Origin of the sequence: Gloeocapsa sp. PCC 7428, assembly GCF_000317555.1 — a bacterium.
In the GTDB taxonomy this organism is placed as follows: Bacteria; Cyanobacteriota; Cyanobacteriia; order Cyanobacteriales; family Chroococcidiopsidaceae; genus Chroogloeocystis.
On the sequence record NC_019745.1, the window covers coordinates 2,057,924 to 2,084,013 of the forward strand.

Genomic DNA, 26,090 nt, shown 5'->3' on the forward strand with positions numbered 1-26,090 from the left:
GCATGATTTATTCAAAAATACGACTAATTGTCTCAGTTTTCAGATTTTGACCTCCCAGAAAACCCCGAAGATAAATTGTCTATTAACAAAAAAACCGTGATTATACTGGAGATTGTGCGAGAACTTAGCGATTACAATCAATTCAGTTAACGCGATTCCTCTCCTGCTTCTAGACTCACCGCCAGCAATCCTGCACTGGCGGATTTTTCACTATTAATTTAGTCAAATAATGTTGAAGCTAATGTAAGTCATCGAGCAGGTAAGGGGTAATAGGTAATTGGAAGCTATACTCATTAGTTGAACAAGTTAATAATAAGTTTAGGTCGCAGTCTTTGGTGATAAAGATTGAAGAATGCAATCTTGACTTTGTGAAGGAAACAGACTAAAAGTAGAGTGAATGCGATCGCATTTGTGATAGTCGCGTCTGAGTAGCTTTTTAGTGAATGCCACAACCTTGATACTTGCTGTTTTAATTTTTGCAGCAGCAGTATTGTATTCCTCTGTTGGTCATGCAGGTTCGTCGGGTTATCTGACAATTATGGCATTGATGGGTGTCGCCCCAGCGGTGATGAAACCGACGGCTTTGACACTGAATATATTAGTTGCAGCGATCGCGACAGTGAAATTTTATCGTGCGGGATATTTTTCTTGGTCGTTATTTTTGCCACTGGCGATCGCTTCGATACCATGTTCGTTTATCGGTGGGTATCTGACTTTACCTGCGAGTATCTACAATCCGATTACAGGTGGCGCTTTACTCGTTGCAGCTTATAAACTTTTTCGCACGCATCACACAATTACAGCAACATCTCAAGCCATACCGCTACTTGCTGCACTTTTGTCAGGCGCAGCGATCGGTTTTTTATCAGGCGTCACGGGTATCGGTGGCGGAATTTTTCTATCTCCGCTACTTTTACTTATGGGCTGGGCAGATCCGCGCCAATCTGCGGGAATCTCCGCTGCATTTATTCTTGTCAATTCAACTGCTGGATTACTCGGACATCTTTCGCACACAACATTATTGCCCAAAGCCATTATATTTTGGGCACCATCAGCTATTATTGGTGGTTTTATTGGTGCCGAGTATGGTAGTAAGCACAAAAGTGCAAATTTCCAACGGCTACTATCGATATTATTAGTTATTGCCGGACTAAAACTGCTGTTTTCGTGGTAGCGATCGCACTTTGATAAGAGCAGAATATATAGCAGGAGTAAGGGTTAAACTCTAGTGAAGAAAATCACCATTGACCAGCAATTAGATAATTTACAAAAAGATTTTATTGATTTAAAAGCGGGACAAACAGAAATCAAAAGCGCAGAAATTTTAGTGTGCGCAGGCACACTTTGTCTATGTAGCCGCAACTTCAGTTGCAGGCAATCTGCGATTCATACACGAGGTTTACTAGACTAGAAGAAAGCAGCGTATTAAAGCATCTATGAACCTACGAATTTTAGCAACAACAATATTCTTATCTACCGCAAGCCTTGTTGCTCCTGTAAAAGCCCAAACACCAGCAACCGAATCGCCAACCGCACCAATATCTAACCCAGTTGCAAATGCTTGCATTCAAAACCAAGCAGAAACCTTACCTATACCTTTTAGCGACGTTTCTCCCAATCACTGGGCTTTCAAAGCTGTGATGACGATGTATTATTGTGGTGCCTTCCGTCAAGCTGCACCACCGTCTTTGTTTCAGCAATCAACACCGACACAAAGTCAGCAGTCTAACCCTACAGAAGGCACCATCGAGTTTACTGCACCAGTTGCACCTAACAGTTAAGCCGCAGTTAGTTCATCAGACACGTCTGCGGGTGCAGCATCTTGTACAAGTGATGGCATTTGTCCGCTGCGTTGTAGCAAACCACCAACCATTGCAAGTAAAGCATTAACTTTACGAGTGCGCCATTCATCAACGAGTTGTTGTACTTCAACAACTGACATTCTACGGGTCATTGCTTCATACAAGTATGCGGCATGACCTGTTTCATCTTGGGCAATACTCAGCATTCCTTTTTTGAGGTTTCGCGCAGTTGCGTCATCTTCTGGTAACACATTTGCCATCCGCGCAAAGTCTTTGCTCGCGTCTAGCTCTAAAATGTAGGTGCTAGGCATAAAAACTTTCCAGTCGATATTGTCTGGTTTAAGCTGTTCAGGAGAATATCCCTCAAAGTAAGCGGCAAAGAAAGGACTGCGCCGCTCATTTGGCTTGTCATCAGACGGTTTGGGAAGGTTTTTGAAGTCTATAACTTGTTTGTCAAGTTGTTTTAAGGCATGAGCAAAAATATGCCCGTGTCTTGTTTCGTCGTCGGCGTGTTTCGTTAGTTTTTCTGCAAGCCAAGCATCGCCTTCTGCTGCTGCGCGTTTACTCAGTGCTTCTAAAAATGGAACTGAACCTGATTCTGCAAGTTGGAACCCAGCTAATACATTAGGACGCGTTAAGGGATCGCGAATTTGCCGCGCTGCTACATACGATGCAGCACTTGAACCAGCTAAGTGTAGAACGTGTGTGAGAAAGTTCATGATCTACTTATGCTGTATGAGGAGGTTACATCATTGATCCTAATCGCTAATTTCTGATTAGGGTGGCAATATCTGATACATCAGTAAATTATATTTGGCAGTATTTTAAATGTTGTGCAAAATTAAGAACAATCTTACGCATCGTAAGATTAATTCAGAAGTTGTCTTTTTACCGCAGAACATTATGAAACCAAGTCACCTCATTACTCTTATCTCGGTTGCGGCGATCGCGGGGACTACTTTCGTTAATTCTAGTCCGGCTCAAGCGTGTCCTTTTAGCTCTAAGCTTTCGGCTAATTCTGCAAATCAGTCACCATCAAGTATGAACCCGACAACGAATAATTCCAATGTAGCAGGATTCGCGCTACTCTCAGGTTTACTCGCAGTTGGTGGCGTTTATTGGTCGCGCCGTTCGCGTCAATCTGATGCTGTTATCGATCGCGCTGAATACGAAGCAATAGAAATGGTTGATACTTCGGCGGTTGAGCAAGTAGTAGAAGAACGCGAGTTAGTTGGTAGCCGGAAGTAAGCAGGGTAGTAGAGTATGAGGGAAAAATAGCAATTAAATAAATCTCTCAGTCTCTACAACACTTTTACACTCCTACTCTCCCACAAGTCACTATCAATGCCCCTCTTATTTGTTAATATCGCACGGGTAGCAATTTGGGTTTGAGGTTGTGAAACTACCTGTGCGATCGCTTCTTTTTATCTGCGCGATTATTCTTTTATTAGGATTAAGTGCGTGGCATCTGATTCCACACGCACAATATACGGTACTAAAAGTCAGCGATGGCGATACGATTACGGTGACTGATACCAAAGGAGCTAAAATTCACGTCCGCTTCGCCTGTGTTGATGCTCCAGAAATACCGCATTCTAATCAAGAAAAATACACGAAAAATAAGATTGCGCGTAATCAGTTTAACTGGGGAATGAAAGCGCAACAGCGCGTTCAGCAACTGATCGATCAAGGTGGCGATCGCGTTGCTTTAAAGATTACGGATAGCGATCGCTATGGTCGCCAAATTGGTGAAGTGCGTCTTGCTGATGGAACTTTGATTCAAGAAGTTTTGGCGCGTGAAGGACTCGCACTCGTTTACCGTCCTTATCTTAAAAATTGTCCGAGTGCTACTGCTGTTGAACAAGCGGAAGCTAAAGCTAAAAGTCAACGCACAGGTGTATGGAGTGATGCGCGTTTTGTCGAGCCTTGGCAGTACCGGAGCCGAAAATAAAAGAAGTAGAAATTGTTGCGCTAAATGGCATCCGCCTCATTTTGATGCACTCGATCTAACGTGGTATGGAATGTATTAATATCAGCGATTAAACTGGTAGATTGAAGGGCTGCAAGAGAAGTTGTGCGATTCTGCTCTGAGAATGAATAACAGGCATCGCTAATCAACACTGGGACATATCCTAAATCTGCGGCATGACGCACCGTAGGCTCAATGCCGAATTCGAGAACGGCTCCGACGATCGCGATCGCTTCAATTCGAGCATCCCGCAGCGCCAGATCCAGATACGAGCCAACAAATGCTGACATTGTTAGCTTGTCAAACGCGACTTCTGACGGTAGCGGTGCTAAATCTGGAACCACAGCATGAGCAGCAGAATCAGGTAAAAAATTGGGCTGAACTTCTGCAACCGTTGTCACGCGCTGGAGTGCCATTGCTCCCTTGAGTTGCGAAACACCGGCGATCTCTTTTGGCAACGTTGTATGACGCGAGAAGAAAACTCGCATTTGGTGAGATCTAGCGACATCAACAACCTGCTTTACCTGCTGAATAAATTCGACGGCATTAAATAGCTGTTGCGCGATTCCAACTTGCATATCGTAGACTAGAAGCGCCATTTTCTGAGGATGGCAAACATCCTCTAAGGTCATCGGAATAGAAAGTCCAAACGCAGATTGCATCATTAAGCTCCTACAGTTGTTAAAAAGTCTTGCGCGTGAGACTGGACGTAATCTTGAACGAATGCTGCAAACGATGTGGGGGAGTCATGCAAAAGGTCTGCGATCGTGCTAGTCACTGCTGATCCTGCCCCTGCTTGCCAACACTCAAATAACTGAGCTTCTGCATCGAGATACCATTCTGGTTCCCCATTTGCGAGTCGTGCAGCTTTCAAATCAGCAGGCGCAACATTAATGTATTGCACGGGTTTGTTGAGGGCTTCTGTAAAATAATCGGCAACTTGAGCAAAGGAAACCGCTTCAGATCCCGTCAAATCATAAGCTTGATTTTCATGTCCGGATTCACTCAAACAAACAGCGGCTACGGCGGCTACGTCGCGTGCATCGACATGGGAGATTTTTGTGTCTCCTACCGAGTGATAGAACGCACCTTGTTGAGCGATCGCGGAAGTAAACCAACGCATATTCTGCATGAGCATATTTGGACGAAGATGAGTCCAACTCATGCCTGATTTTTCTAGATGTTCTTCAATTTGGCGATGCCATTGCTGAAATGCGCTAGGAAGTTCGCCGGAACGTAATACCGATAGTTTCACAATATGACGAACTCCGGCGCGTTTTGCTGAATCAATAAAATTGCACTCTAATTCAACCTGGCGCGGATCGTTGGGCATCACAAGAAAGGCAGTTTCAATTCCTTGCAAAGCCGCATCTAAACTGTCGGGTTGTGAAAAATCACCTTGGGCAAGTTCAACGCCTTGAGATTGTAGTTTGGTTGCTTTTTGGCGATCGCGTACCAATCCTCTAATTGTGGCGTTTTTGTGCAGAAGATGATGAATCACTTCTCCACCAATGTTTCCAGTTGCGCCAGTGACAAGAATCGTCATAATAGTTAAGCCTCCTGTTCTCGATCGCTTACATAGTCGCAGTTCCAAGATTCGCAACGGTCATCAAACTACACTTTGGTTTGGAATATGATGCAAATAACTTTGTCATGCGTGGCAGAATTACACAAGTCATGAAAGTCAGCAGCGCGATCGCATTTCCTTATTCAATGAACTCTTGGAAACCAAAACCGAGTACCTCACGTTGAGCGTTATCAAGTGATGGCTAATGCCATTGCTTTCTCTTCCTTGATATCATCCGTCTCATTAGCTCAAATCGATCCAGATTGATTTCGTGTGGGTATAGTTTTCCATGACTTCTTTGCCACATTCACGCCCAAATCCTGATGATTTGTAGCCTCCGAATGGAACGGAAACGTCATAGACGTTATAGCAATTGATCCAGCAAGTTCCTGCTTGCATTGCGTTCGCCACTCGCAAGGCTTTTTTAATGTCACGAGTATGCACCGCAGCAGCTAATCCGTAGGTTGTGCTATTCGCGATGCGGATCGCTTCTTCCTCAGTATCAAACGGAATCACAGTCAGTACCGGACCAAAGATTTCCTCTTGAGCAATTCGCATCTCATTGGTAGCGTTCGTAAAGATAGTAGGCTGAAAGTAATATCCTTTGCCATTGCTGCCATCGGGGTAGAAGCGCTCACCGCCATACTTTAAGGTAGCGCCATCCTGTTTACCATACTCTACATATTGCATCACTTTCTTGAGTTGTCCGGCATCGGCTAACGGACCAAAAAGTACATCTGGATCGAGTGGATTGCCCATTTTAATTTGACTAACGTACTTAATTAATCCATCTACGACTACATCGTGAATCGATCGCTCTAGCAACAAGCGCGATCCTGCCGTACAAATCTCACCTTTGTTGTAGAAAATGCCAAAGAAAGCATTGGCGATCGCGCTTTCTAAATCTGCATCCGCAAACACGATGTTGGCAGATTTACCGCCAAGCTCCATTGTGGTTTTTTTCAGTGTGTCTGCACTATTGCGAATAATGCCAATCCCGACTTCTGTTGAGCCTGTGAAGCTAATCTTGTTGATTGCAGGATGTTTTACCAATTGATCGCCGACTTGACTACCCGAACCTGTAATCATGTTGTATACGCCAGCGGGAAGCCCAGCTTCTGCAAAGATTTCTGCCAGTTTGATCGCAGACAAAGGCGTGGCACTTGCAGGTTTATGAATCACCGTGTTACCTGCGGCAAGCGCAGCGGCGATTTTTGTTCCGGCAAGCAGAAGTGGGAAATTAAACGGCGTGATTGCGGCAACGACTCCTAACGGTTCTCGCACGATTGTGACGTGCTTCAAAGTGCAATCTGGTGGAGGAGAAACTGGACGAGTTGCGCCATCGATTTCGGGAGCCATGCCCGCGTAGTAGCGGAATAAATCAGCAATTAAACGAGCATCGATCGTCTTGGCAAAGTGAATTGCTTTACCCATATCAAGCGTCTCACAAAGTGCCAAATCATCGGCGTATTGCTCCATGATTTGGGAAGCACGAGTGAGGATTTGCTGTCGCTCGTGCCCAGTCATTTTTGCCCAAGGTCCATCATCAAAGGCACGACGGGCTGCTAGAATTGCATCCTCTACGTCTTGTGCTGAAGCTTGGGGAATGTCTGCGATCGCAGCTTCTGTAATCGGGCTAATTGTGGGGCGAGTTTTGCCATCGGATGCCGATCGCCATTGTCCATTAATGTAGAGTTTGGCTTGTTTGATCGGCGGATTCGGAATGGCAATTGACTGATTTGCGGTTGCAGTCATGGTAATTCCTTTTGAGGCTCGATAGATTCACATACTTTCGTCGGCATCTGCTAAAAGCATGAGTGAAACTTAGCAACAATTCGTTCTCATCTGAATTTCCGCAAGAAAAAATCAAGATTGATCGTCAATTCTTGCGAAATTTATCGAAATCTTGCACTCACGCGCAGACTTGTCATCAAAGTTGTCGGCGGTAGTTGCTGGGCGTTGTGTTTGTGAACTTGCGAAATTGAATTGCGAGTTGATTGGAATTGGAAAAACCTACTCGCGCGGCGATCGCCGCAACTGAAAGCGAAGTTGTTCGCAATAAGTTCTTGGCTTGCTCAATTCGCTGCTGCATCACATACTGGTATGGCGATACACCAATTGATTGCTTAAATAAGCGAGAGAAATAGTATTGGCTCATCTCTAGCTGATCCGCGATCGCAGTAACAGATAAATCTTGTGTCAAGTGTTCGTGGATGTATGTTAGTGCTTGCTGTAGTTTGCGCTGCGGCAATCCTCCGTTATCCTCGCGTAACGGCTGCTGCCAGTTTGAGTAATGTCTTATTAGGTGAATCGAAAGCGCGATCGCTAACGAGTCTGCAAATAATCGACTACCGACATGGCTAGATTCGAGTTCTGCGCTCAGCGATCGCCCCAGTTGAGCAACAAATGGATCGTGCATTGCATATTGCGGAATCAGTTCAATACGCTCAATTGTTACTGATTCACGAGCGATTTGATTTAAATAATGCGGTTCAATAAATACCAAAGAAAAGGGGCTTTCCTGATTCCAGTTTGCTTGGTGCTGAACTGTTGCGGGAACAATCGCAATATTATTTCCACTCCCAAATTGCTCTTGCTGTCTACGCCCGTCAAACCATCGTTCTGCTTGAACAATTAAATCAGGGCTGTGAATTAAAAGCATATGCCTAATGTGAGCATATTCAGGCGTTTCCCAAGCAGGTTGATAATGTTGTTGGACATAAATACCATTCCACCCCAAGTTTTCACTCGATCGCAGCGGCGGGCGGGGTAAAATCTGTAAAACATTATCTTCTTGAGTAAAGTCAACAATCAAGGGTTGTGCTTCTGACGACATTGCGCTTACTCTTGACTCGTGTCATAAATTTTGAATGAAAACGCAAAGTAATTGAAAGTTAGGATTGTCTTCTATCTTCTTAGCACTCTCACTGAATAATATGCGATAACTCTCAGGCAAAACGATATTAGGCACGAACTTTGCGACGCGATCGCGCAGCAGGATTCATCCAGCGCTCAAAGTAGCTGAAAGCTTGTGAAGATAATAAAGTGAGGCAGAGATAAATTACAGCAACGGTGGCATAAATTTCAAACGAGCGATAATTTTCAGCGACAATGAGTTGACCTTCGCGGAACAGTTCTTCAAACCCGATTACCGCAACCAAACTGGTATCTTTCAGCAAACTAATAAACTCATTTCCTAAAGCAGGTAACATCCGGCGGAAAGCTTGAGGAAAGATAATATAACGCATCGTTTGCACCGAACTCATCCCCAAAGATTGCGAAGCTTCTGATTGTCCAGCTTCAATCGATTGAATTCCACCACGAACAATTTCTGCGATGTATGCTGCACTATTGAGACTTAAGGCAAGTACAGCGGCGGCGAGACGATTGAGATTGAAAGTAAAACCGAGTTCTTGGGCGATCGCAGGTATGCCAAAGTAAATCATAAAAATTTGTACGAGTAAAGGCGTACCGCGAAAGAAATCGATATATGCTCTAGCAGCCCAACGAATTGGCAAAATTTTAGAAAGTCGGATAATTCCAATTAATGAACCCGCGATCATGCCTAAAACAACAGAAAACGCCGTCAGTTGCAGTGTAATTAAAGCACCACGAAGTAAAGAAGGTAATGCGCGAACAATGACGTTAACTGCGGTGACGATAAACGGTGCGCCACCTGTGGCGGTTTCTTCTTGGAACGGTAGTCTTTCAGGTAAGGGGGGAGGTTCTACACCAAACCATTTTTGATAAATTTGGTTATACGTGCCGTTTTCGAGTAGAGTTGTTAATCCTTGATTGATTAAGGCTAAATTTGGCGAACCTTTCGGGGTAGGAATGCCAAAATATTCTTCCGTCAGGAGATCGCCAACAACTCGAACTCCTTGGACGTTACCTGTTTGAATCGCGTATAAAATGACAGGTTGATCGTGGAGTACTGCATCAACATTGCCATTGAGTAATTCGCGTAAAGTTGTCGGCGCGTCATCAAAGCTGCGAACTTGCGCACCAGGAACTTTTGCGGCTTCTAGCGCCCCAGTTGTACCGATTTGAACCGCAATGCGTCGATTTTGGAGGGACTCAAAACTGGTAATATCTTGATTGTTTGCACTAGTTGCGATCGCCAGTCCTGATTTGAAGTAAGGACGCGAGAAAGAAACGGTTTTGGCACGTTCTTCGGTAATCGTCATTGCTGCAATTGCCGCATCAATGGTTCGCGCCTGTAATGCAGGAATCATTCCAGCAAATGGCAAATTTTGATATTGAATTGTAAAGCCTTCCTCTTGGGCGATCGCATTCATCAAGTCAACATCAAAGCCTTGCAACTCGCCATCGGGCGACTGAAACTCAAATGGCGGATATGTTCCTTCAACAGCAACGGTGAGGGTTCTACCAGCAGCAGGAGAATCAGAATTATTTTGACAACCTGCAAATAAGAGTAAACAACATAAGCCCACCACCACACTCAGACGCAGCCAGTGCTTCGCCAATCCCGCCATCATTGTCTTTCTCCTCGGTATTCTCTGCGCCTTGAGTAGATGTCAATCTAAATTCAATCCTAAGTTAGTTGACTCGGATGTAGACAAGATTACAATCAACTGTGGTGCATCTGAAATAATTTCTACAAAACTTCGCCTTGTGAGACAGGGATATGGTCAACTCCACCGCTGCAATTACGTTTGAAAATATCGAAAAAAACTTTGGTTCGCTGCGGGTACTGCGCGGAATCAGCGGTGAAATCCATCGTGGTGAGGTTGTGGCAATTATTGGTTCATCAGGTTGCGGTAAAAGTACGCTATTGCGTTGCTTTAATCGCCTCGAAGCAATTGATGGTGGACGGTTAGTTGTCAACGGGATGGATTTATCTAAGCCCAAGTTAAATTATCGCCAACTACGACAATTGCGATCGCAAGTGGGAATGGTCTTTCAGCAATTTAATTTGTTTCCACACTTGAGTGTATTAGAGAATCTTACCATCGCGCAGCGGAAAGTCTTAGGTAAATCAGCCAAAGAAAGCGCGCAACTTGCTGGATTTTACTTAGAAAAAGTTGGGTTATTTGATAAAGCCAGCGCCTACCCCGAACAACTTTCTGGCGGACAAAAGCAACGCGTGGCGATCGCGCGAAGTTTATGTATGAATCCGCAGGTGATTTTATTTGACGAACCCACAAGCGCGTTAGATCCTGAACTTGTCTCTGAGGTTTTGCAGGTAATGCAACAACTAGCTGCGGATGGAATGACAATGGTTGTTGTTACTCATGAAATGCAGTTCGCACGAGAAGTTGCAAGTCGAGTTATGTTTTTAAATCAAGGTCAAGTTGAAGAACAAGGCGTGGCGCGAGAAGTGTTAACGCATCCAAAAAGCGATCGCTTGCGGGCGTTTTTAAGTCGGTTGAATGAAGGGGTGAGGAGTGATTAGTTGCTCGTGGCTAGTGGCTGGAATTTGTAAATGATTTACTTCTTTTACAATATTGACATCGAATACTGTGGCGAAAGCTTCAGTAACGTGCGGGATGACTTGTTCTACAGTAATATCAGGAATCCATTGTGCCAGACTGCCAACAGGTTTATCGGCAATCCCACAAGGAACAATGCGTTCAAAGCCTGTCATATCAGGACATATATTTAACGCAAAGCCATGCATTGTCACCCAGCGACTTGCTTTAATTCCGATCGCTGCAACTTTGTAACCTTCTAGCCAAACGCCTGTTAACCCTGGAAAACGTTCTCCGTGCAATCCGTAAACGGCTAAAACGCGAATTAATACTTCTTCTAACTGGCGCAGATACCAATGCAAGTCTTTGCAATAATATTGCAGATTTAAAATCGGGTAGCCAACGAGTTGACCAGGACAATGATACGTCACTTCGCCGCCGCGTTCGACGCGATGCACATCATAGATACTTTTGTCAATATCAAAGTTAATAAAATTGGGGTCAGCACCTTGTCCTAAAGTATACACTGGCGGGTGTTCGAGCAAAATTAAAACATCTGCGAGCGAAAAATCTTCTATCCGCTGTTGCAAAAGCGATCGCTGCCATTCCCACGCTGTTTTATAGGGTACGGTTCCTGGTTTGTATAGCAAACATTGGCGACTTTGACTCACAACGGAAGTATAAAATAATAACTTTTTCTCAAGCAACATAGCAGAATTTCAGCATAACGATCAACACAGTTCATTTCATTTTCAAATTATGAAATCAAGAAATGTCAAAAGTTGCAAAGGTTCTTAAAGAGAGTCTCAAAGTGCTATGTTGGGTAGAATACAAAGTGTTAAGGTAAATATATAACCTCAAATGGACATGGAGGAAACAGCTTCTTAGAAAACCACGCCTGCTAAAGTCGGGAAATGATATGCAGCCATTGACATCTATAGCGGAAGTTAATGCATAATAGAAAACCTCCTAATATAGATGTTTTATGTACAAGGTAACAAAGCAAGCAAATCCTTACAGAAAGGATATCATTCTCGTCACAACGATAAGATTTAGTTGTCCTATGTAGTCAAAAGTGTGGTAGAAGTAGCAACGAATTTTGAGTTTATACTTGAAGACTAAAAAAGTAAAACTTGCGCTTTAATACTGAGTGATTCAAGCTGCAATTTGTTGTCACAAAAAGTAGTTATTTTCCTCGCATTTTATTTCATTTTAGACAGTACGTCAGCCGGAGAATTGAATATGAAGCTAGTCATCCACGGCAAAAACATTGAAATTACTGATGGAATTCGCGAATATGTACATCAGAAAATTGAAAAGGCAGTAAATCACTTTCAAAATTTAACGAATGAAGTGGATGTGCATTTATCAGTCGCACGCAATCCGCGAATCAATGATAGGCAAGCCGCAGAAGTGACGATTTACGCCAACGGAAGTGTGATTCGTGCCGAGGAGAGTAGTGAGAACTTATACGCTAGTATCGACATGGTAGCGGATAAAATTGCGCGGAAACTCCGGAAATATAAAGAGAAGCGCCACGATAAGAAAACACAAGTTCCAGAAAAAACAAGTATCGCAGTCGAACCAGCACCTGTAGTCGAAGATCTCATTGGCGATCGCACTCCCGAACTTCCCGAAGAAGTTGTCAGAACAAAATACTTTGCCATGCCACCAATGACAATCACCGAAGCGTTGGAACAGTTACAATTAGTCGATCACGACTTTTATATGTTCCGCAACGCCGAAACTGGAGAAATTAACGTCATCTACGAACGCAATCATGGTGGTTATGGCGTCATTCAACCGCGTAATAGTAATGGCAACACCAAAAACGGTAACGCTGAAAGTACATCACCAGCGGAGAAAGCACATCATTAGCGATCGCTTGCAACAATATTAGCGCAGGAAAGCAGAGGGTGCAGAGGAGTTAAGAAGTTATTCAATTTCAAAACCTTTACGAGAAACTAACTCCTCGCCTCTATCTGTTGCAAAGTCTTCAAAGATTCGTCTACATGACCTTGAAAGTTAAACTGGGAGTTAAAAATGTGCTGGACAACTCCTTGTGGATCGATGACATAAGTCACTCTTCCTGGTAATAAACCAAGCGTGGCGGGAACTCCGTATAACTTTCTAACTTGATTGCCAGTATCGCTTAAAAGTGTAAAAGGTAATTGATATTTAGCCGCAAAGCGTTGATGTGATTCAGGAGAGTCGGCGCTAACGCCAATCACTTCTGCACCAGCATTTTGAAAAACTTCGTACTGATCGCGAAAAGCACATGATTCTTTTGTGCATCCTGGGGTGTCATCTTTGGGGTAAAAGAACAAAACAACTGATTTGCCACGAAGATCGCTTAGTTTAACCGATGTACCTGTTTGCGAAGGAAGCGTAAAATCAGGAGCGGTATCTCCAACTTTAACTGCCATAGATAGCACCCTCAAATGTGAACTTTTGTTATCTTAACGCGATCGCACCACCAAGGAGAACTTGTTATAAGAAGCAACGACGATCAAACCAGTTAAGCTAGAAGAATAAAAAAGCTCGTTTCATACCAACAGTCATCTGTATCTCCAAGCGGAGTTGTTTATGAAAAAGCGTTGTACTGGAATAATCGTAGCGGGATTTGCAAGTGTTCTTCTGACTCAACCAAGTTTGTCACGAGAAGTACCTGTTGTATCAGCGGTGCATAGTGAAATACAACAAGCGGAAGTTCACAACAATCAGGGAGTGGAATTAGCCGAACAAGGAAGGTTAGCTGAAGCGATCGCCGCGTTTAATCGGGCTATATCGATTTATCCAGAATATGAAAACGCGCACAACAACCTTGGGTTAGCGCTAGGTAATCAAAACAAGTTTGCTGAGGCGATCGCCGCATTCAATCGGGCGATTGAAATTAATCCGAGGAATTTTGAAACTTACAACAATTTGGGAATTGCACTTGGTAGCCAAGGTAAATTCGCTGAAGCGATCGCGGCTTTCAATCGGGCGATTCAGATTAATCCCAACGATCCGGTTTCGCGACAAAACTTAGGCGTTGCGTTTTGGAGTCAAGGCAAAATTTCGCAAGCGGTGGCGTCGCTACAAAAAGCCAGAGAACTTTACGCGATGCAAAACAATTCCGCAGGTATACAAGAAGTCGGCGTGATTCTCAATCAGATATCATTACCGGCAAATTAGGCAATTTTAGCAGAGGCGAGAGTTTAAATTACTATTAAGAACGCGATCGCAGTAAATTTTTAATCTCTTTCCAAAAAGCCCATTCCTGTGCATTTGACTGCGGATAAGTTAGGATGCCTTGTCTTGGGCTAAACAATAGCGCTAGCGTAAAAAAGCCTGAGGCGACTAAGACGATTGCAGGCCCCGAAGGTAAATTATAGAAGTAACTAAGATACATCCCTGTAATACTGGCAAGAATACCAATAATTGCCCCTAAAATCATCATTTGATTGAGGCGCTTTACGAGCAAATATGCGGTAGCGCCTGGGGTAATCAGTAGCGCTAAAACTAAAATGACACCAACCGCAGTTAGACTGGCAACGATTGTTAGCGCAATCAATACCATCAAGCCAAAATTTAAAAGATTGACAGGTAATCCAGCGGCTTGCGCGCCTACTGGGTCAAAAGTGTAAAATAGTAGTTCTTTATACAATAAGAAAACAACGGCAATTACAAATAAAGAAATAATGGCTGTATTCCAAACATCTTGAGAAGTCACGCCCAAAATATTGCCAAATAAAAAATGGTTGAGGTCGATTTTATTCGTTTTTTGTACAACAGTAATTAACGTAATTCCTAAGGCAAAAAAAGCCGAAAAAACAATTCCCATTGCAGCATCTTCTTTAATCGGCGATCGCGTGCGAATCAAGGCAATAGTCAATGTACTCACAACACCCGCAATAAAAGCACCGATAAAAATGTCTGCACCGACAATAAATGCGATCGCGAGTCCTGGTAATACTGAATGGCTAATCGCATCTCCGAGTAGCGCCAAGCGTTGTACCATCAAATAGCTACCGACAATCGCACAAATCACGCCAACTAAAACAGCAATCACGAGCGATCGCTGCATAAAACTGTACTGCAACGGTTCAATAATAGCTTCTAGCATACAGTAGGGGTCAGAGGTCAGGGGTTAGGATAATTGAGAGTTATGATTATTGAGTGTTAAGAGCCTAACCTTTACTTCCAATGCAATATGTTCAAGTATAAGGTCAATTAGCACTATTACTAATTTTATGCCAATTACCAACTACCAATTACCAATTACCAATTCAGCTAATAGCTTTTAAATTATGCTGCTTCCCCATTGAAAAATACAACTTGACCCCGATAAGCACGGCTCATATTTTCTGGTTGCAATACAATCTGACGCGAACCACTCGCAATAACTTCTTTATTCAATAAAATGAGGTCGTCAAAATTAGTAATTGCTTCGCCCAAATCGTGGTTAACAACTATCACAGTTTTGCCAGCTGCGGCTAATTCGTGAAAGATTTCAAAAATGACGGCTTCGGTTTTTTTGTCAATACCTGCTAACGGTTCGTCAAAACAAAAGACATCGGCTTCTTCTGCCAAAGCGCGGGCGAGAAATACGCGTTGCTGTTGTCCGCCAGAAAGTTGCCCAATCGAGCGATCGCGGTATTCACTCATCCCTACACGTTCCAACGCCGCCGCTGCGACTTGACGACTAACGTGCGAAAAACGACGAAACCATCCAGCTTTACGGACTCGCCCCATAAGAACGACATCCCACACCGTAGCCGGATAACTCCAATCAATCGCTGAACGCTGCGGAACATAAGCGACTTTATCTAACTGCGACTTCAGCGGCTTTCCTTGATATGAAACTGTACCGCTTGCGGATATCAGCCCTAACATCGCCTTGATTAAGGTACTCTTACCCGCGCCATTTGGACCGATAATTCCCGTGATTCTTCCAGGATAAATCTCAAAATTGACATCATGCAGCGCTTCAATATCACGATACTGTACTCCTAAATGGCTGACAGTAATTGCTGCATCGTCTGGCATTCGAGTGTCCTTTTGCACATGTGGACTGGAATTGGCGCTATGAGGAAAGGGAAGAATCGTCATAATCTTGCTCGATGGCGGCGTAGTTAGAAATCACTATATGAACGCGATGAAAGATAAAAATGAAAAGATTATGAAAAAAGTATAGGATGAAAAATGAAAAGAATATGAAAACTAATGTATCAATTTCATGAAAGTGAGGACTCGGTCGCAAGGCAGAAAATATAGAGCAATCATCGTTGGATTCTTGCTAGGCTTATTGCTCAGTGCGTGTGGTGCAGCGATTACCAATCAGGCTGATTTAGAAGTTAACGATCAGCCAAACGTTGTTGCTACGAGCACAATCATTACCGACTGGGCTGCTGAAGTAGGAAAAGAGCAAATTCAACTAACAGGCATTTTGCAACCAGGGGACGATCCCCACGTGTACGAACCTGTACCGCGCGATAGTATCGCGTTTGAAAAAGCCGATTTAATTCTCTACAACGGTTATAACTTAGAGCCAGCGTTGATCAAATTGATGAATGCGGCGGGAGTCAATGCGCGCAAACTCGCCGTGGGGGAAGTCGTACCACCGCTACAGTTAGAAGAACAAGGAACAACAGTACCCGATCCGCACGTTTGGGGCGATGTGAAAAATGCGATCGCAATGGTGAATGCGATTCGCGATGCGTTTATCGAGTTATCGCCAAGCGATCGCGAAACTTTTACGCAAAACGCGGCGCAATATACCGCACAATTACAGCAACTTGATACTTGGGTGCGCGAACAAATTCAAACGATTCCCCCAGAAAATCGCCGACTGGTGACAACCCACGATGCGTTTCAATACTACGCTAACGCTTATGGGTTAGAAATTTTTGGAACTTTAATCGGTATTAGTACCGAAGAACAACCCAGCGCCCAGACGGTACGCCAATTATCCGATGCGATTCGAGCAGCAAACGTACCGACAATTTTTGCGGAAACAACGATTAATCCAGCGTTGATTCAAACCGTCGCCGCAGAAGCCAAAGTTGATCTAGCGACGCGACCTTTATACTCTGATTCAATTGGTTCTCCAGGAAGCGATGCCGATTCTTACATCAATATGATTGTCGCCAATACGCGCACAATTGTAGAAGCACTGGGAGGAAATTACACGCCGTTTCCTCAAAGTTAAATTAACGCGAATGTAAAAACGTCGCGATGCGCTCAACCGCAGTTTCTAAGATAGCTGGGTCATGAACCAACGCAAACCGCACATAACCCTCACCAAACTTACCAAAACCCGCACCAGGCGAAGCCGCAACGCCTGTCGTTTCGACGAGTTCGGTACAAAATTGAATCGAATCGTTCCAAGTTTCGGGTAATTTTGCCCAGATGTACATCGTCGCATCAGGTGTAGGAACTTGCCAGTTGATGCGGTGTAACGCATCAATAAATGCATCGCGGCGTTGCCGAAAAGTCTTGACAACTGTTGACACTTGTGCTTGCGAACCAGTAAGCGCGGCGATCGCACCGTTTAAAATTCCGCGATATTGGTTAAAATCTACCGCCGCTTTGACTTGACGTAATGCCCGAATCAACTTCGCATTACCGATCGCATACCCCACGCGGAACCCGCCCATATTGTACGACTTCGAGAGCGTGAAAAACTCAATCGATACGGACTTTTCTGGATCGGCTTGGAGAATAGAAGGCGCAAGCAATTGGGAATTTTGGCTTCCTTGTGTAAAGACAAGATCGACATACGGAAAGTCGTGAACTAACACAAGATTGTGTTGTTGACAAAACGCCACCGCCTCTTGAAAGAATGCCAAAGGCGCGATCGCACTTGTCGGATTATGCGGATAACTCAGTACCATCATCCGCGACTGCGCGAGTACGGGCGCGGGAATATCTGCAAACACAGGCAAAAAGCCATTTTCTTCGCGTAATGGCATCGGGTAAATTTGACCACTTGCTAAATAGACGCCACCCGCGTGTGAAGGATAGCCAGGATCGAGTAATAAAGCAAAATCGCCAGGATTTAATACCGCAAGTGGTAAATGCGCTGTTCCTTCTTGCGAACCAATGAGCGGTAAAACTTCGGTTTCGGGATCGACAGAAATGCCAAACTTGCTTGTATACCAACTTGCTGCGGCTTCTCGAAACGCCCGCGTACCGTGAAACAGCAAATAGCCATGCGTGCTGCGATCTGGTAAAGATTGGGCGATCGCATCAAGTACATGGGGTGCGGCTGGAAGATCTGACGATCCGAGCGATAAGTCAATCAAGTCTTTTCCTGCGGCGATCGCTCGTGCCTTTGCTTGGTCCATATCTGCAAAGACATTCGCTTGGAGATATTCTAAACGCTTGGCAAACTCCATGGTTTTTAGTGATGAGTGGCTAGTAGCTAGTAGTACTAATTCGTCATTTCCGCAGCTTAATATCCCTAGTGGAAATGGGTATCTAGGATCTCAATCAATTTTTGTTTTGGAATCACGCCTTCGGTAGCTTCTAGCACTTGCTGATTTTGAATGAGCCGCAGCGCGGGTACACCTTCGACTTGATACTGCTTGACAGTTTCAGGGTTGGGGTCTACTTCCATTTTGACAACTTTTAGGCGATCGCTATATGTTGTTGCTGCCCAGTCAATTGTTGGTGACATTAAACGACAAGGACCACACCAGGAAGCCCAAAAATAGACTAATACTGGTTTGTCTGCTTGCAAAACTTCAGTTTCAAATTCTTTATCTGATATTACAGTAACGCTGCTCATGGGGTTATTGTTCAAACAAGATTGGACAAAATGACTGACCCTTCAGTATTTTGACTTGTTTTGTCGCTCTACAAACGCTATTAGGAAAAAATTTGCGTGTTTTGTTTTGAAAAGAGCTAAGCCCTGATTTGACCTGGCGCTCTTAGGTACTGATCAAGGCTTGCATCGCATCAAGTTAATAATGACCTTTACAATTGGTCTAGCTGTTTTTTCAGTTGCTCTAATTCAGCATCAACTGGCTCGGATTTGGGTGTTGGTGATTGCTCTGAGGGTGGGAGCGATGCTTGTTGCGGTGCGCCTCCTGGCAGCGACATTTGCGCTTTGAGCGCGGCGAGTTCGTCGTCAACATCACTTCCGGCTTCTAACGCGGCAAATTGACTTTCGAGGTTGTCAGTTGCTAGCTCGGCTGCCGATTGCGCGCGCGCTTCTTGCAGCATCACTTTTTCTTCCATGCGCTCAAACGCTGCCATGGCACTGCTCGTTCCCATTCTGCCAACTGCACCTTGAAGTTGCTCTTGGGCTTTCGCAGCGGTGATCCGCGCCTTGAGCATATCTTTCTTCGTTTTAGCTTCGGAGATTTTGCTTTCTAGGGCAATTAGGTTGCGCTTGAGCGTGTCAATTTGGCTTGTTTGTTGATCGAGGCTACCACGCAAGGCATTTGCGGTTTCAGCATACGTTTTCTTGCGTTCGAGTGCTTGGCGGGCTAAGTTTTCGTCGCCCTTTTGCAGTGCGAGTTGAGCGTTACGCTGCCACTTGTTCGCTTCGTTTTGCGATTGGTTATACTGTTGCTCGGTGCGTCGTTGCGCGGCGATCGCTTGTGCGACACTCTGACGCAGTTGCACTAAGTCTTCCTGCATTTCCAGCAGCGACTGTTCGAGCATTTTTTCTGGGTCTTCGGCTTTGCTCACCATGTCGTTGAGGTTAGCTTTGACGACCCGACTGATTCGATCAAATAATCCCATAACTTTGTTCTCTTAAGGTGTATAAAACTATGTTGAGGATATAACGTGCCTTTCTCTTCTATGTTAGGTAATCGGTAATGGATAATGGTTTCAATTCCCAATGACCAATGACCAATTACCAGTCTTTAGTTATCCTTACTTTCACTCAAATTTATCTAATAATGTTATTCCCTACGTTCGATATTTCTATCTTGAGTGGTAGAAATTCCAGGTAATTGCGGCGAGTTTGGCGTACCAGGTAGCTGTGCTTTCATGCGTGCGAGTTCGGCATCAATATCATCGCCCGCTGCTAGCGAGTCAAATTGTTTTTGTAGATCGTCGGTTCCCATGTCGGCGATTAATTCTGATTGCGCTTCGAGTTGCATCACGCGTTCTTCCATGCGTTCAAAAGCACCTAAGGATTGACTCGTATTAACCCCACCAAGCATTTCATTGAGTCTTGCGGTTGCTTCTGCCGATCGCGCCCGTGCAATAAACATATCTTTTTTCGATTTGGCTTCGGATATTTTGCTTTCTAGCGTCTGCATATCCTTTTTCATGCGACTGACGATCGCATTTTGTTGCTCGATCTGCGATTGCATGGCGCTGGCGGTTTCTTGGTAAGACTTGCGTTTTGTTAGGGCTTCGCGGGCTAAGGTATCATTTCCTTGTTGTAGTGCTAGTTGCGCGCGGCGATACCATTCTTCGGCGGTAAATTGCGCTTGTTGTGCTTGACGTTCGGTACGTTTTTGTGTGGCGATCGCACTTGCTACCGCTTGCCTGAGTTGCACGAGTTCATCCTGCATCTGTGCGACTGTCTGCTCTAAAATCTTTTCTGGATCTTCCGCATTACTGACTAAAGAATTGACATTCGATCTAAATACCCGCCCGATGCGGTCAATCAATCCCATGATGGCTCTCCATTTGGTTACAAAAGCTGCACCTTGCCCGTTCCGACCGCAACGCACCAATTGGTAACATCTTAGTCGGAGTATTAAAATCATGGTATCGTACCTTTTCTGTCGCTAACCTCCCCTTCTGAGCACCTGTCAAAAATGTCTTTCAAATCGCTTGAGCAACTTGTGGGTGCTTTTATTGAGCAGAACGCTTTGCACGAGCAACCGTTGCCACGTGTCGTTAAGTGTTGGGCTGATGTTGTTGGTGCTGCGGTGGCGGCGCATACGCGCCCGCTTTCGATTCAACGTAATATTTTGTGGGTGGCAACATCGAGCGCGGCTTGGGCGCAAAATCTTACTTTTGAACGCCAGCGCATCTTAACGAAACTCAACCCTTATTTACCACCAAATAATCTCTTAGTTGATATTCGCTTCTCTACAGCAGGATGGCAGCGATCGCCAACGATTAACCAAGACAATACACCAATAAAAAACGATCATCCTAGCTATATTGTCACAGCGGCGACGCGTAAAAATCACCTCCGCGCTGTGCCAGAAAATCCGCGTGCGGCGTTTCAACACTGGCAGAATACAACGCGATCGCGATCGCACGGGCTACCCCTTTGTCCGCAATGTCAATCTCCTACACCCCCAGGAGAACTACAGCGCTGGGAAGTTTGCTCGTTTTGTGCTGCTAAAAAATGGTAGATGGCGATCGCCATTTTATTTATTCGTAATCGTTGATAAGTTGAACACGTGCGCCCTAACAACTAATCCTGATAATGTCAATGTTGTACTTGCTGAATAGCACATTCTACCTCACGATATTTGTCTAAAGCCATCCATATTTATACTGATTTTTAAGAAAATCGCACTCAGTTTATAAAAGATTTTATTTTGTTTCTTGCTGATCCCTTGTTTGTTTTAGTCAAAAGCTATAACTTTCACTCTTACTTTTGTATCGCAATATAACAAGATTATAAAGAAAACATGAACTTTCTGTTTTTTAAAAATAGCTGAAAGCTATACCAATTAATCATTATGCTGGCTTTAAGGATTTTTGACAAAGCGGCACAATAAGAATCGATGGACAATTGCTACACAGCATTCCTATGAAAAATGTAAACTTTCCAACTTCTGCCTGTCGCTACTGCCGTTATTATCAACCAGAAGGACGGCGCGGCGGGTGTTGTCAATTGTTGGGAGTACCAGTTCAAGGAAGTTGGAAAGCTTGTGAATTATCACTTCCAGCTTTTGCCCCGTCGTGGGTCAAGAAAGTTATGATTGTGCCAGATGAGCCAGCACGAGTGCCTACACCATCTCCAGTGTTTTCTGAATCAAACGCTACTTTGCTAGAACCAAGTCGGCATTCTCTTTCCCTCACCCCTCATCCCACGCCCCTCACCCCTTCTTAAGGTAGCCAAGGGTATTGACGAAAATCAGGTTTGCGTTTTTCCAAAAAAGCCTGTTTTCCTTCGGCTCCTTCCTCGGTCATGTAGTAGAGTAGAGTTGCATTTCCGGCAAGTTCTTGTAAACCAGCTTGACCATCACAATCAGCATTAAATGCTGCTTTGAGACAGCGAATTGCGATCGGACTTTTTTCTAAAATTTCGTTTGCCCATTGAATTCCTTCGGCTTCTAATTGTTCTACGGGGACAACGCAATTAACTAAACCCATTTCTAGTGCTTGGGCTGCGGTGTATTGGCGACAGAGAAACCAAATCTCTCTCGCTTTTTTTTGCCCAACGATACGGGCGAGGTAACTTGCACCAAATCCACCATCAAAGCTACCAACTTTGGGACCTGTTTGACCAAAAATCGCATTATCTGCTGCGATCGTTAAGTCACAAATCAGATGCAGTACGTGTCCGCCACCGATCGCATACCCAGCGACAAGCGCAATGACGACTTTCGGCATCGAGCGAATTAAACGTTGTAAATCTAATACATTTAACCGAGGAACGCCCTCATCATCGACATATCCGGCAGTTCCTCTGACACTTTGATCGCCCCCTGCACAAAACGCATATTTCCCATCCGTATGCGGTCCTGCACCGGTAAATAAAACAACACCAATAGTCGTATCTTCACGCGCATCGACAAAAGCATCGTAAAGTTCAAACACAGTTTTGGGACGAAACGCATTGCGCTTGTGCGGACGATTGATGGTAATTTTGGCGATACCGTCAGTTTTGTGATAAAGGATATCTTCGTAGGTTTTAGCCGTTTGCCAGTTTTGCATAAAGTGTGCGATCGCGCTTCCAGTTTGAGAATTTTAACTCAGTGTTTACAATTATGGTCGATAGCTGAAATATTCCACAAAAGCAAGGTTCAGGTAATTACTATGCCATTGTGACAATAGAAGTAAGGCGCAGCTAATTATGCTCCAAACTCCGCACTTGCTTCAGTTGTTAAGTTAGATTCGTTGCTGTAACATGTACAGACAAAGAAGCGATCGCTCATTTTTTCGGTGAATGTAAAAACTATATAGGCTAGCTAATGACTGGCTGATGAGGCGATCGCCTCAGAAATCACTTCAATCATATCTTGCACCTAGTGACCCGAATGCCGAAACTATGCGCTCTTAACATAAGGATAAGATCTTTTCAAACAGCAGAAGCAGCGCTACAAGCTACAAAAAAATAGATGTAGACAACGGTATATGCTACTCCTGGAACAATAAACGGTATTATTGGGAAGTATGCTTGCATTGATAATCATCCCCAGTAACCATATATCTTGCACCTAGCGATTTGAATTTCAAAACCCTGCGTTTATACCAGTAGTATAGGAGTACAGCCTGAAAGCATACGAATCGAGTGCCAAAGTTACGTCTGAGGGAATCAAAATTCCTGACTGGCTGCTAGAAATCTTGCCAAGTAATCAAGAAGTGAAGGTTATTATTCTGGTTAACGAACAAACAGATTCTTCACAAGCAGATTGGTCTAAGCTAACAGCAGAGCAATTCTTTGCTGGATATGAGCAGTCGGATATTATTTACAACAGTATTTAATATTGTTCAGATACAGCTACGCTAGAAGGTGTTGTAACTTTTTTGATAAAAATGCGATCGCTTATTTTGCTAATAAATATAGGGACGTATGATGCGTAAGGCTATTATTGTTAGTGTTACAGAACAAAAACAACTAGAAATACCAGCAGAGATTCAAGCAAATCTTCATCCTGGTGATGAATATATAGTGTGGGAAACAAAAGATGGTTTTTTGTTTAAAAAAGTTCAAAAAAATCTTGCTCTAGACAATTTACTTGAAAAAGTGAAAGAACTTGGTACTGATCCTAATCAACCTACTCTAGAAGAAATTAGTCAAATAGTACGCAATATTCGCGCTTCAAATTCGAGTGCATGAAAGTTCTCCTTGATACCAACATTTGGGTTTCAGGCTTACTCTGGGGAGGAGTACCAGGTGAAATATTAAAACTAGCGCAATCTCAGCAAATTAGTATTGTAGCTTCTGATGCTTTATTACAGGAGCTAGAAATTACATTGAGTTATGTTAAACTTCAACAGCGTATAAGTTTGCTTGGAGTAACTGTAGAAGATTTAATGTTGCTCGTCACACAGTTGGTAGAAATATTTCCTATCTTGCCTTTAAATGTTCCACAATTACGCGATCGCGATGACACATCTGTTCTAGCGACTGCACTTGCAGGTAATGTATATGCTATTATTACAGGCGATCGCGATTTACTAATTCTTGAGGAGTTCGCCGGAATTATAATTTTAAAACCTCAAGATTTTCTACGGATTGTGGTTGATAAAAATGGAGAGTAAAACCTCACATATTATAAATGTTCTGTTGCCAGCTTCCCTAAATTATCTTTTCGCCATTTGGCATCAGCCTTTCTATCAGTTTGTAATTCCAACACTCTAATTCCTGTTGTAGGAAGTGGATTTAATTTTTGTTGCAATTGTTCCCAAGATTGAATTAATTCGTGTTCTACATTGTAAGTAGCACATAGTTGAGCAAAATCTATATTTTGTGGGGTGGCAAAAAACTCTTCAAACGGTGGTTCAAACTTGGAGATAGGTAACATTTCAAAAATTCCACCGCCATTATTATTAATCAGAACAATTGTTAAATGTCCAATAAACTTATTATTAATTAAAAAACCATTTGTATCGTGCAATAAAGCTAAATCGCCTGTTAGTAACACGCTACTTTGATTGCGATATGCTACTCCTAAAGCAGTTGACAATGTGCCATCAATACCATTTGCACCACGATTGAAAAATGGACGGATATTAGAATTACTTGGTTTCCAGAAAAACTCCATGTCGCGCACAGGCATACTATTGGCAACGAATAGGGGTGTTTTTGGTGGGAGAACTTGCGACAGTAACCAGGCGGCTTTACCTTCAAATAAATGGTCAATTTCTGCCATTGTGCGATCGCACTCTGACCTTACTTTAGCTTCCGCATCACACCATAACTGTAAATATGCAGTTGGTGCTTTCGGTTCGATAGCTTGCGCTAGCTGTTCGACTGTAGTGCGTAGATGAATCGTTTTTCCGTGCAGTGGATCGAGATTACGATCGCAAGGGTCAACAATCCAGCGCTGCGGTTGCGTCACGCTTAACCATTGACGCAGATCTTTACTTGTAGGAAGTTCTCCAATTTGAATCACAATTTTTGGTTGTAGCTGTTGTGCTAATTGCGGATTACGAACAATGAGATCGTAGGTAGAAATGAGATAAGGATTGAGATCTGCGTAGTTTCTGACTGGGGAAAGTGCTTCAGCGAGTACGGGAAATTTGAGCGTTTTAGCAAGTTGGGCGATCGCACCACAATATTCGCGTGGTTGTTGCGGTTGCGCAAGTCCGGCGATGATGATTCCGCGATCGCCTTGTTTCCACTCGTTAGGATGGGGAATTGGTAATGGGTAATGGGGAGCCAGTGCGTTGCGGAGGTGTCCTCCATTGTAGCAACTGGCGTTAATTGGTAATTGGATGGTGTTGAAGAAGTCTTGTGGATTGAATTGCGATCGTAGGATTTCGGTGGCGGTGTCGGGAATAGGGGCTAGAGGATCGCGAAACGGGATGTTGAGATGCACAACTCCAGCAACAGGATAGCGCGATCGCTCCCATGCATAAATCAGCGTTTGGCGGAGGTATGCTAGCATCTCAATTTCTAACGAGGGTAGTGCTAATTCGGCGTACCAGCTGGCGTATGTGCCATACAACTTTACTTGGTCGATAGTTTGTCCTGAATGACAATCGCGTAATTCAGGGGGGCGATCGGCAGTTAAGACAATTAGAGGAACTCGACTTTCTCGCGCTTCGATGATTGCAGGGTAGAAATTCGCGGCGGCGGTTCCAGACGTGCAAACGAGTACGACAGGATGTCCGGTTTGACGAGCAATTCCCAATGCGAAAAACGCTGCGGAACGTTCGTCTAAAATGGGTATGGCTTCGACTCCATGAGTTTGGGCAAAGGCGATCGCGAGTGGTGTAGAACGCGAACCTGGACAAATCACGGCAGTTTTTAACCCCAGCCGCCCAAAAGTCTCTGCTAATATGGAACCCCAAACAGAATTTGTATTTCGCCAATCAATCACTACAGTAACCACACTTAAATGAGAATTGCAGCCGAGAGTTATTTAGAATGCGGAAGTTGAGATAATGAGGACAACTCATCGATTCCTAATTCACTAACCACTAGCTACTCACCTCTTACCTATCTATCGTAA

The 26,090-nt window shown here is 44.0% G+C and carries 28 protein-coding genes; 12 read left to right on the forward strand and 16 right to left on the reverse strand.

What is annotated here, in order from left to right:
• The first annotated feature begins 439 nt into the window (after positions 1-439).
• Positions 440-1,174, forward strand: a complete 735-nt coding sequence (locus GLO7428_RS08935) for a sulfite exporter TauE/SafE family protein (protein ID WP_015188240.1) — start codon at positions 440-442, stop codon at positions 1,172-1,174.
• Between the two features lie 262 nt (positions 1,175-1,436).
• Positions 1,437-1,781: a hypothetical protein gene (locus tag GLO7428_RS08945; RefSeq protein WP_015188241.1), complete on the forward strand. Its 345-nt coding sequence runs from the start codon at positions 1,437-1,439 to the stop codon at positions 1,779-1,781.
• Here GLO7428_RS08945 and GLO7428_RS08950 read toward each other — a convergent pair.
• Positions 1,778-2,521: a hypothetical protein gene (locus GLO7428_RS08950; RefSeq protein WP_015188242.1), complete on the reverse strand. Its 744-nt coding sequence runs from the start codon at positions 2,519-2,521 to the stop codon at positions 1,778-1,780. The two genes, GLO7428_RS08945 and GLO7428_RS08950, sit on opposite strands and share 4 nt — an antisense overlap.
• 184 nt (positions 2,522-2,705) lie before the next feature.
• Between GLO7428_RS08950 and GLO7428_RS08955 the strand changes: the two genes are divergently transcribed.
• Positions 2,706-3,050 (forward strand): hypothetical protein, encoded by a 345-nt coding sequence (locus tag GLO7428_RS08955; RefSeq protein WP_155823651.1) that lies wholly within the window; start codon positions 2,706-2,708, stop codon positions 3,048-3,050.
• Between the two features lie 148 nt (positions 3,051-3,198).
• Entirely contained in the window at positions 3,199-3,753 is a 555-nt protein-coding gene (locus GLO7428_RS08960) for a thermonuclease family protein (RefSeq protein ID WP_041918570.1), read from the forward strand.
• Between the two features lie 20 nt (positions 3,754-3,773).
• Here the strand turns inward: GLO7428_RS08960 and GLO7428_RS08965 are convergent, their stop codons facing one another.
• The 5 genes from GLO7428_RS08965 to GLO7428_RS08985 form a co-directional block, all read right to left on the reverse strand.
• Positions 3,774-4,433 carry a cysteine hydrolase gene (locus GLO7428_RS08965; protein ID WP_015188245.1) on the reverse strand — a complete coding sequence of 220 codons (660 nt, stop codon included), beginning with the start codon at positions 4,431-4,433 and terminating at the stop codon, positions 3,774-3,776.
• A gap of 2 nt (positions 4,434-4,435) precedes the next feature.
• Positions 4,436-5,317, reverse strand: coding sequence for an SDR family oxidoreductase (locus GLO7428_RS08970; RefSeq protein ID WP_015188246.1), 882 nt, complete (start codon positions 5,315-5,317; stop codon positions 4,436-4,438).
• Positions 5,318-5,581: 264 nt separating this feature from the next.
• A complete protein-coding gene (locus tag GLO7428_RS08975; protein WP_015188247.1) occupies positions 5,582-7,093 on the reverse strand; it encodes an aldehyde dehydrogenase in 1,512 nt (503 codons plus the stop codon).
• A gap of 175 nt (positions 7,094-7,268) precedes the next feature.
• A complete protein-coding gene (locus tag GLO7428_RS08980; protein WP_015188248.1) occupies positions 7,269-8,174 on the reverse strand; it encodes a helix-turn-helix domain-containing protein in 906 nt (301 codons plus the stop codon).
• A 127-nt stretch (positions 8,175-8,301) separates the two neighbouring features.
• Positions 8,302-9,837, reverse strand: coding sequence for an ABC transporter permease subunit (locus GLO7428_RS08985; RefSeq protein ID WP_015188249.1), 1,536 nt, complete (start codon positions 9,835-9,837; stop codon positions 8,302-8,304).
• Positions 9,838-9,986: 149 nt separating this feature from the next.
• Between GLO7428_RS08985 and GLO7428_RS08990 the strand changes: the two genes are divergently transcribed.
• Complete coding sequence (locus GLO7428_RS08990) at positions 9,987-10,754, forward strand: amino acid ABC transporter ATP-binding protein (RefSeq protein ID WP_015188250.1); 768 nt, start codon at positions 9,987-9,989, stop codon at positions 10,752-10,754.
• Here GLO7428_RS08990 and lipB read toward each other — a convergent pair.
• Positions 10,719-11,480, reverse strand: a complete 762-nt coding sequence (gene lipB, locus GLO7428_RS08995; RefSeq protein WP_015188251.1) for a lipoyl(octanoyl) transferase LipB — start codon at positions 11,478-11,480, stop codon at positions 10,719-10,721. The two genes, GLO7428_RS08990 and lipB, sit on opposite strands and share 36 nt — an antisense overlap.
• 532 nt (positions 11,481-12,012) lie before the next feature.
• On the opposite strand from lipB, the gene hpf reads away from it, so the two are divergent.
• Entirely contained in the window at positions 12,013-12,648 is a 636-nt protein-coding gene (gene hpf / locus GLO7428_RS09000; RefSeq protein ID WP_015188252.1) for a ribosome hibernation-promoting factor, HPF/YfiA family, read from the forward strand.
• Between the two features lie 86 nt (positions 12,649-12,734).
• On the opposite strand, the gene GLO7428_RS09005 is transcribed toward hpf, so the two are convergent.
• Positions 12,735-13,196 (reverse strand): peroxiredoxin, encoded by a 462-nt coding sequence (locus GLO7428_RS09005; protein WP_015188253.1) that lies wholly within the window; start codon positions 13,194-13,196, stop codon positions 12,735-12,737.
• A 160-nt stretch (positions 13,197-13,356) separates the two neighbouring features.
• Here GLO7428_RS09005 and GLO7428_RS09010 point away from each other — a divergent pair, with 160 nt between their 5' ends.
• The gene (locus GLO7428_RS09010; RefSeq protein ID WP_015188254.1) at positions 13,357-13,947 is read left to right on the forward strand and encodes a tetratricopeptide repeat protein; all 591 of its coding nucleotides are present in this window, start codon (positions 13,357-13,359) and stop codon (positions 13,945-13,947) included.
• A 34-nt stretch (positions 13,948-13,981) separates the two neighbouring features.
• On the opposite strand, the gene GLO7428_RS09015 is transcribed toward GLO7428_RS09010, so the two are convergent.
• Entirely contained in the window at positions 13,982-14,878 is an 897-nt protein-coding gene (locus GLO7428_RS09015) for a metal ABC transporter permease (RefSeq protein ID WP_015188255.1), read from the reverse strand.
• A gap of 182 nt (positions 14,879-15,060) precedes the next feature.
• Entirely contained in the window at positions 15,061-15,801 is a 741-nt protein-coding gene (locus GLO7428_RS09020; protein ID WP_015188256.1) for a metal ABC transporter ATP-binding protein, read from the reverse strand.
• Between the two features lie 190 nt (positions 15,802-15,991).
• On the opposite strand from GLO7428_RS09020, the gene GLO7428_RS09025 reads away from it, so the two are divergent.
• Positions 15,992-16,963, forward strand: a complete 972-nt coding sequence (locus GLO7428_RS09025) for a metal ABC transporter substrate-binding protein (RefSeq protein WP_015188257.1) — start codon at positions 15,992-15,994, stop codon at positions 16,961-16,963.
• Between the two features lies 1 nt (position 16,964).
• Here the strand turns inward: GLO7428_RS09025 and GLO7428_RS09030 are convergent, their stop codons facing one another.
• The 4 genes from GLO7428_RS09030 to GLO7428_RS09045 all read right to left on the reverse strand — a co-directional run bounded on the left by GLO7428_RS09030 (position 16,965) and on the right by GLO7428_RS09045 (position 20,396).
• Complete coding sequence (locus tag GLO7428_RS09030; protein WP_015188258.1) at positions 16,965-18,152, reverse strand: LL-diaminopimelate aminotransferase; 1,188 nt, start codon at positions 18,150-18,152, stop codon at positions 16,965-16,967.
• A gap of 65 nt (positions 18,153-18,217) precedes the next feature.
• Positions 18,218-18,544, reverse strand: coding sequence for a thioredoxin (gene trxA / locus GLO7428_RS09035; RefSeq protein ID WP_015188259.1), 327 nt, complete (start codon positions 18,542-18,544; stop codon positions 18,218-18,220).
• Between the two features lie 188 nt (positions 18,545-18,732).
• Positions 18,733-19,506 carry a PspA/IM30 family protein gene (locus GLO7428_RS09040; protein ID WP_015188260.1) on the reverse strand — a complete coding sequence of 258 codons (774 nt, stop codon included), beginning with the start codon at positions 19,504-19,506 and terminating at the stop codon, positions 18,733-18,735.
• Between the two features lie 164 nt (positions 19,507-19,670).
• Entirely contained in the window at positions 19,671-20,396 is a 726-nt protein-coding gene (locus tag GLO7428_RS09045) for a PspA/IM30 family protein (protein WP_015188261.1), read from the reverse strand.
• Between the two features lie 144 nt (positions 20,397-20,540).
• On the opposite strand from GLO7428_RS09045, the gene GLO7428_RS09050 reads away from it, so the two are divergent.
• Complete coding sequence (locus GLO7428_RS09050) at positions 20,541-21,089, forward strand: DciA family protein (RefSeq protein WP_015188262.1); 549 nt, start codon at positions 20,541-20,543, stop codon at positions 21,087-21,089.
• A 404-nt stretch (positions 21,090-21,493) separates the two neighbouring features.
• On the forward strand, positions 21,494-21,796 hold the full coding sequence (locus GLO7428_RS09055) for a hypothetical protein (protein ID WP_015188263.1): 303 nt from the start codon (positions 21,494-21,496) through the stop codon (positions 21,794-21,796).
• On the opposite strand, the gene menB is transcribed toward GLO7428_RS09055, so the two are convergent.
• Positions 21,793-22,623 carry a 1,4-dihydroxy-2-naphthoyl-CoA synthase gene (gene menB / locus GLO7428_RS09060; protein WP_015188264.1) on the reverse strand — a complete coding sequence of 277 codons (831 nt, stop codon included), beginning with the start codon at positions 22,621-22,623 and terminating at the stop codon, positions 21,793-21,795. The two genes, GLO7428_RS09055 and menB, sit on opposite strands and share 4 nt — an antisense overlap.
• Positions 22,624-23,482: 859 nt before the next feature.
• Between menB and GLO7428_RS09070 the strand changes: the two genes are divergently transcribed.
• Together GLO7428_RS09070 and GLO7428_RS09075 are read left to right on the forward strand one after the other, a co-directional pair.
• Positions 23,483-23,749 (forward strand): hypothetical protein, encoded by a 267-nt coding sequence (locus GLO7428_RS09070; RefSeq protein ID WP_015188266.1) that lies wholly within the window; start codon positions 23,483-23,485, stop codon positions 23,747-23,749.
• Positions 23,746-24,174 carry a putative toxin-antitoxin system toxin component, PIN family gene (locus GLO7428_RS09075; protein ID WP_015188267.1) on the forward strand — a complete coding sequence of 143 codons (429 nt, stop codon included), beginning with the start codon at positions 23,746-23,748 and terminating at the stop codon, positions 24,172-24,174. Before GLO7428_RS09070 ends, GLO7428_RS09075 begins: the two co-directional genes overlap by 4 nt.
• Before the next feature lie 11 nt (positions 24,175-24,185).
• Here GLO7428_RS09075 and menD read toward each other — a convergent pair whose 3' ends face one another.
• The gene (menD, locus tag GLO7428_RS09080) at positions 24,186-25,970 is read right to left on the reverse strand and encodes a 2-succinyl-5-enolpyruvyl-6-hydroxy-3-cyclohexene-1-carboxylic-acid synthase (protein WP_041918572.1); all 1,785 of its coding nucleotides are present in this window, start codon (positions 25,968-25,970) and stop codon (positions 24,186-24,188) included.
• Positions 25,971-26,090 lie beyond the last annotated feature (120 nt).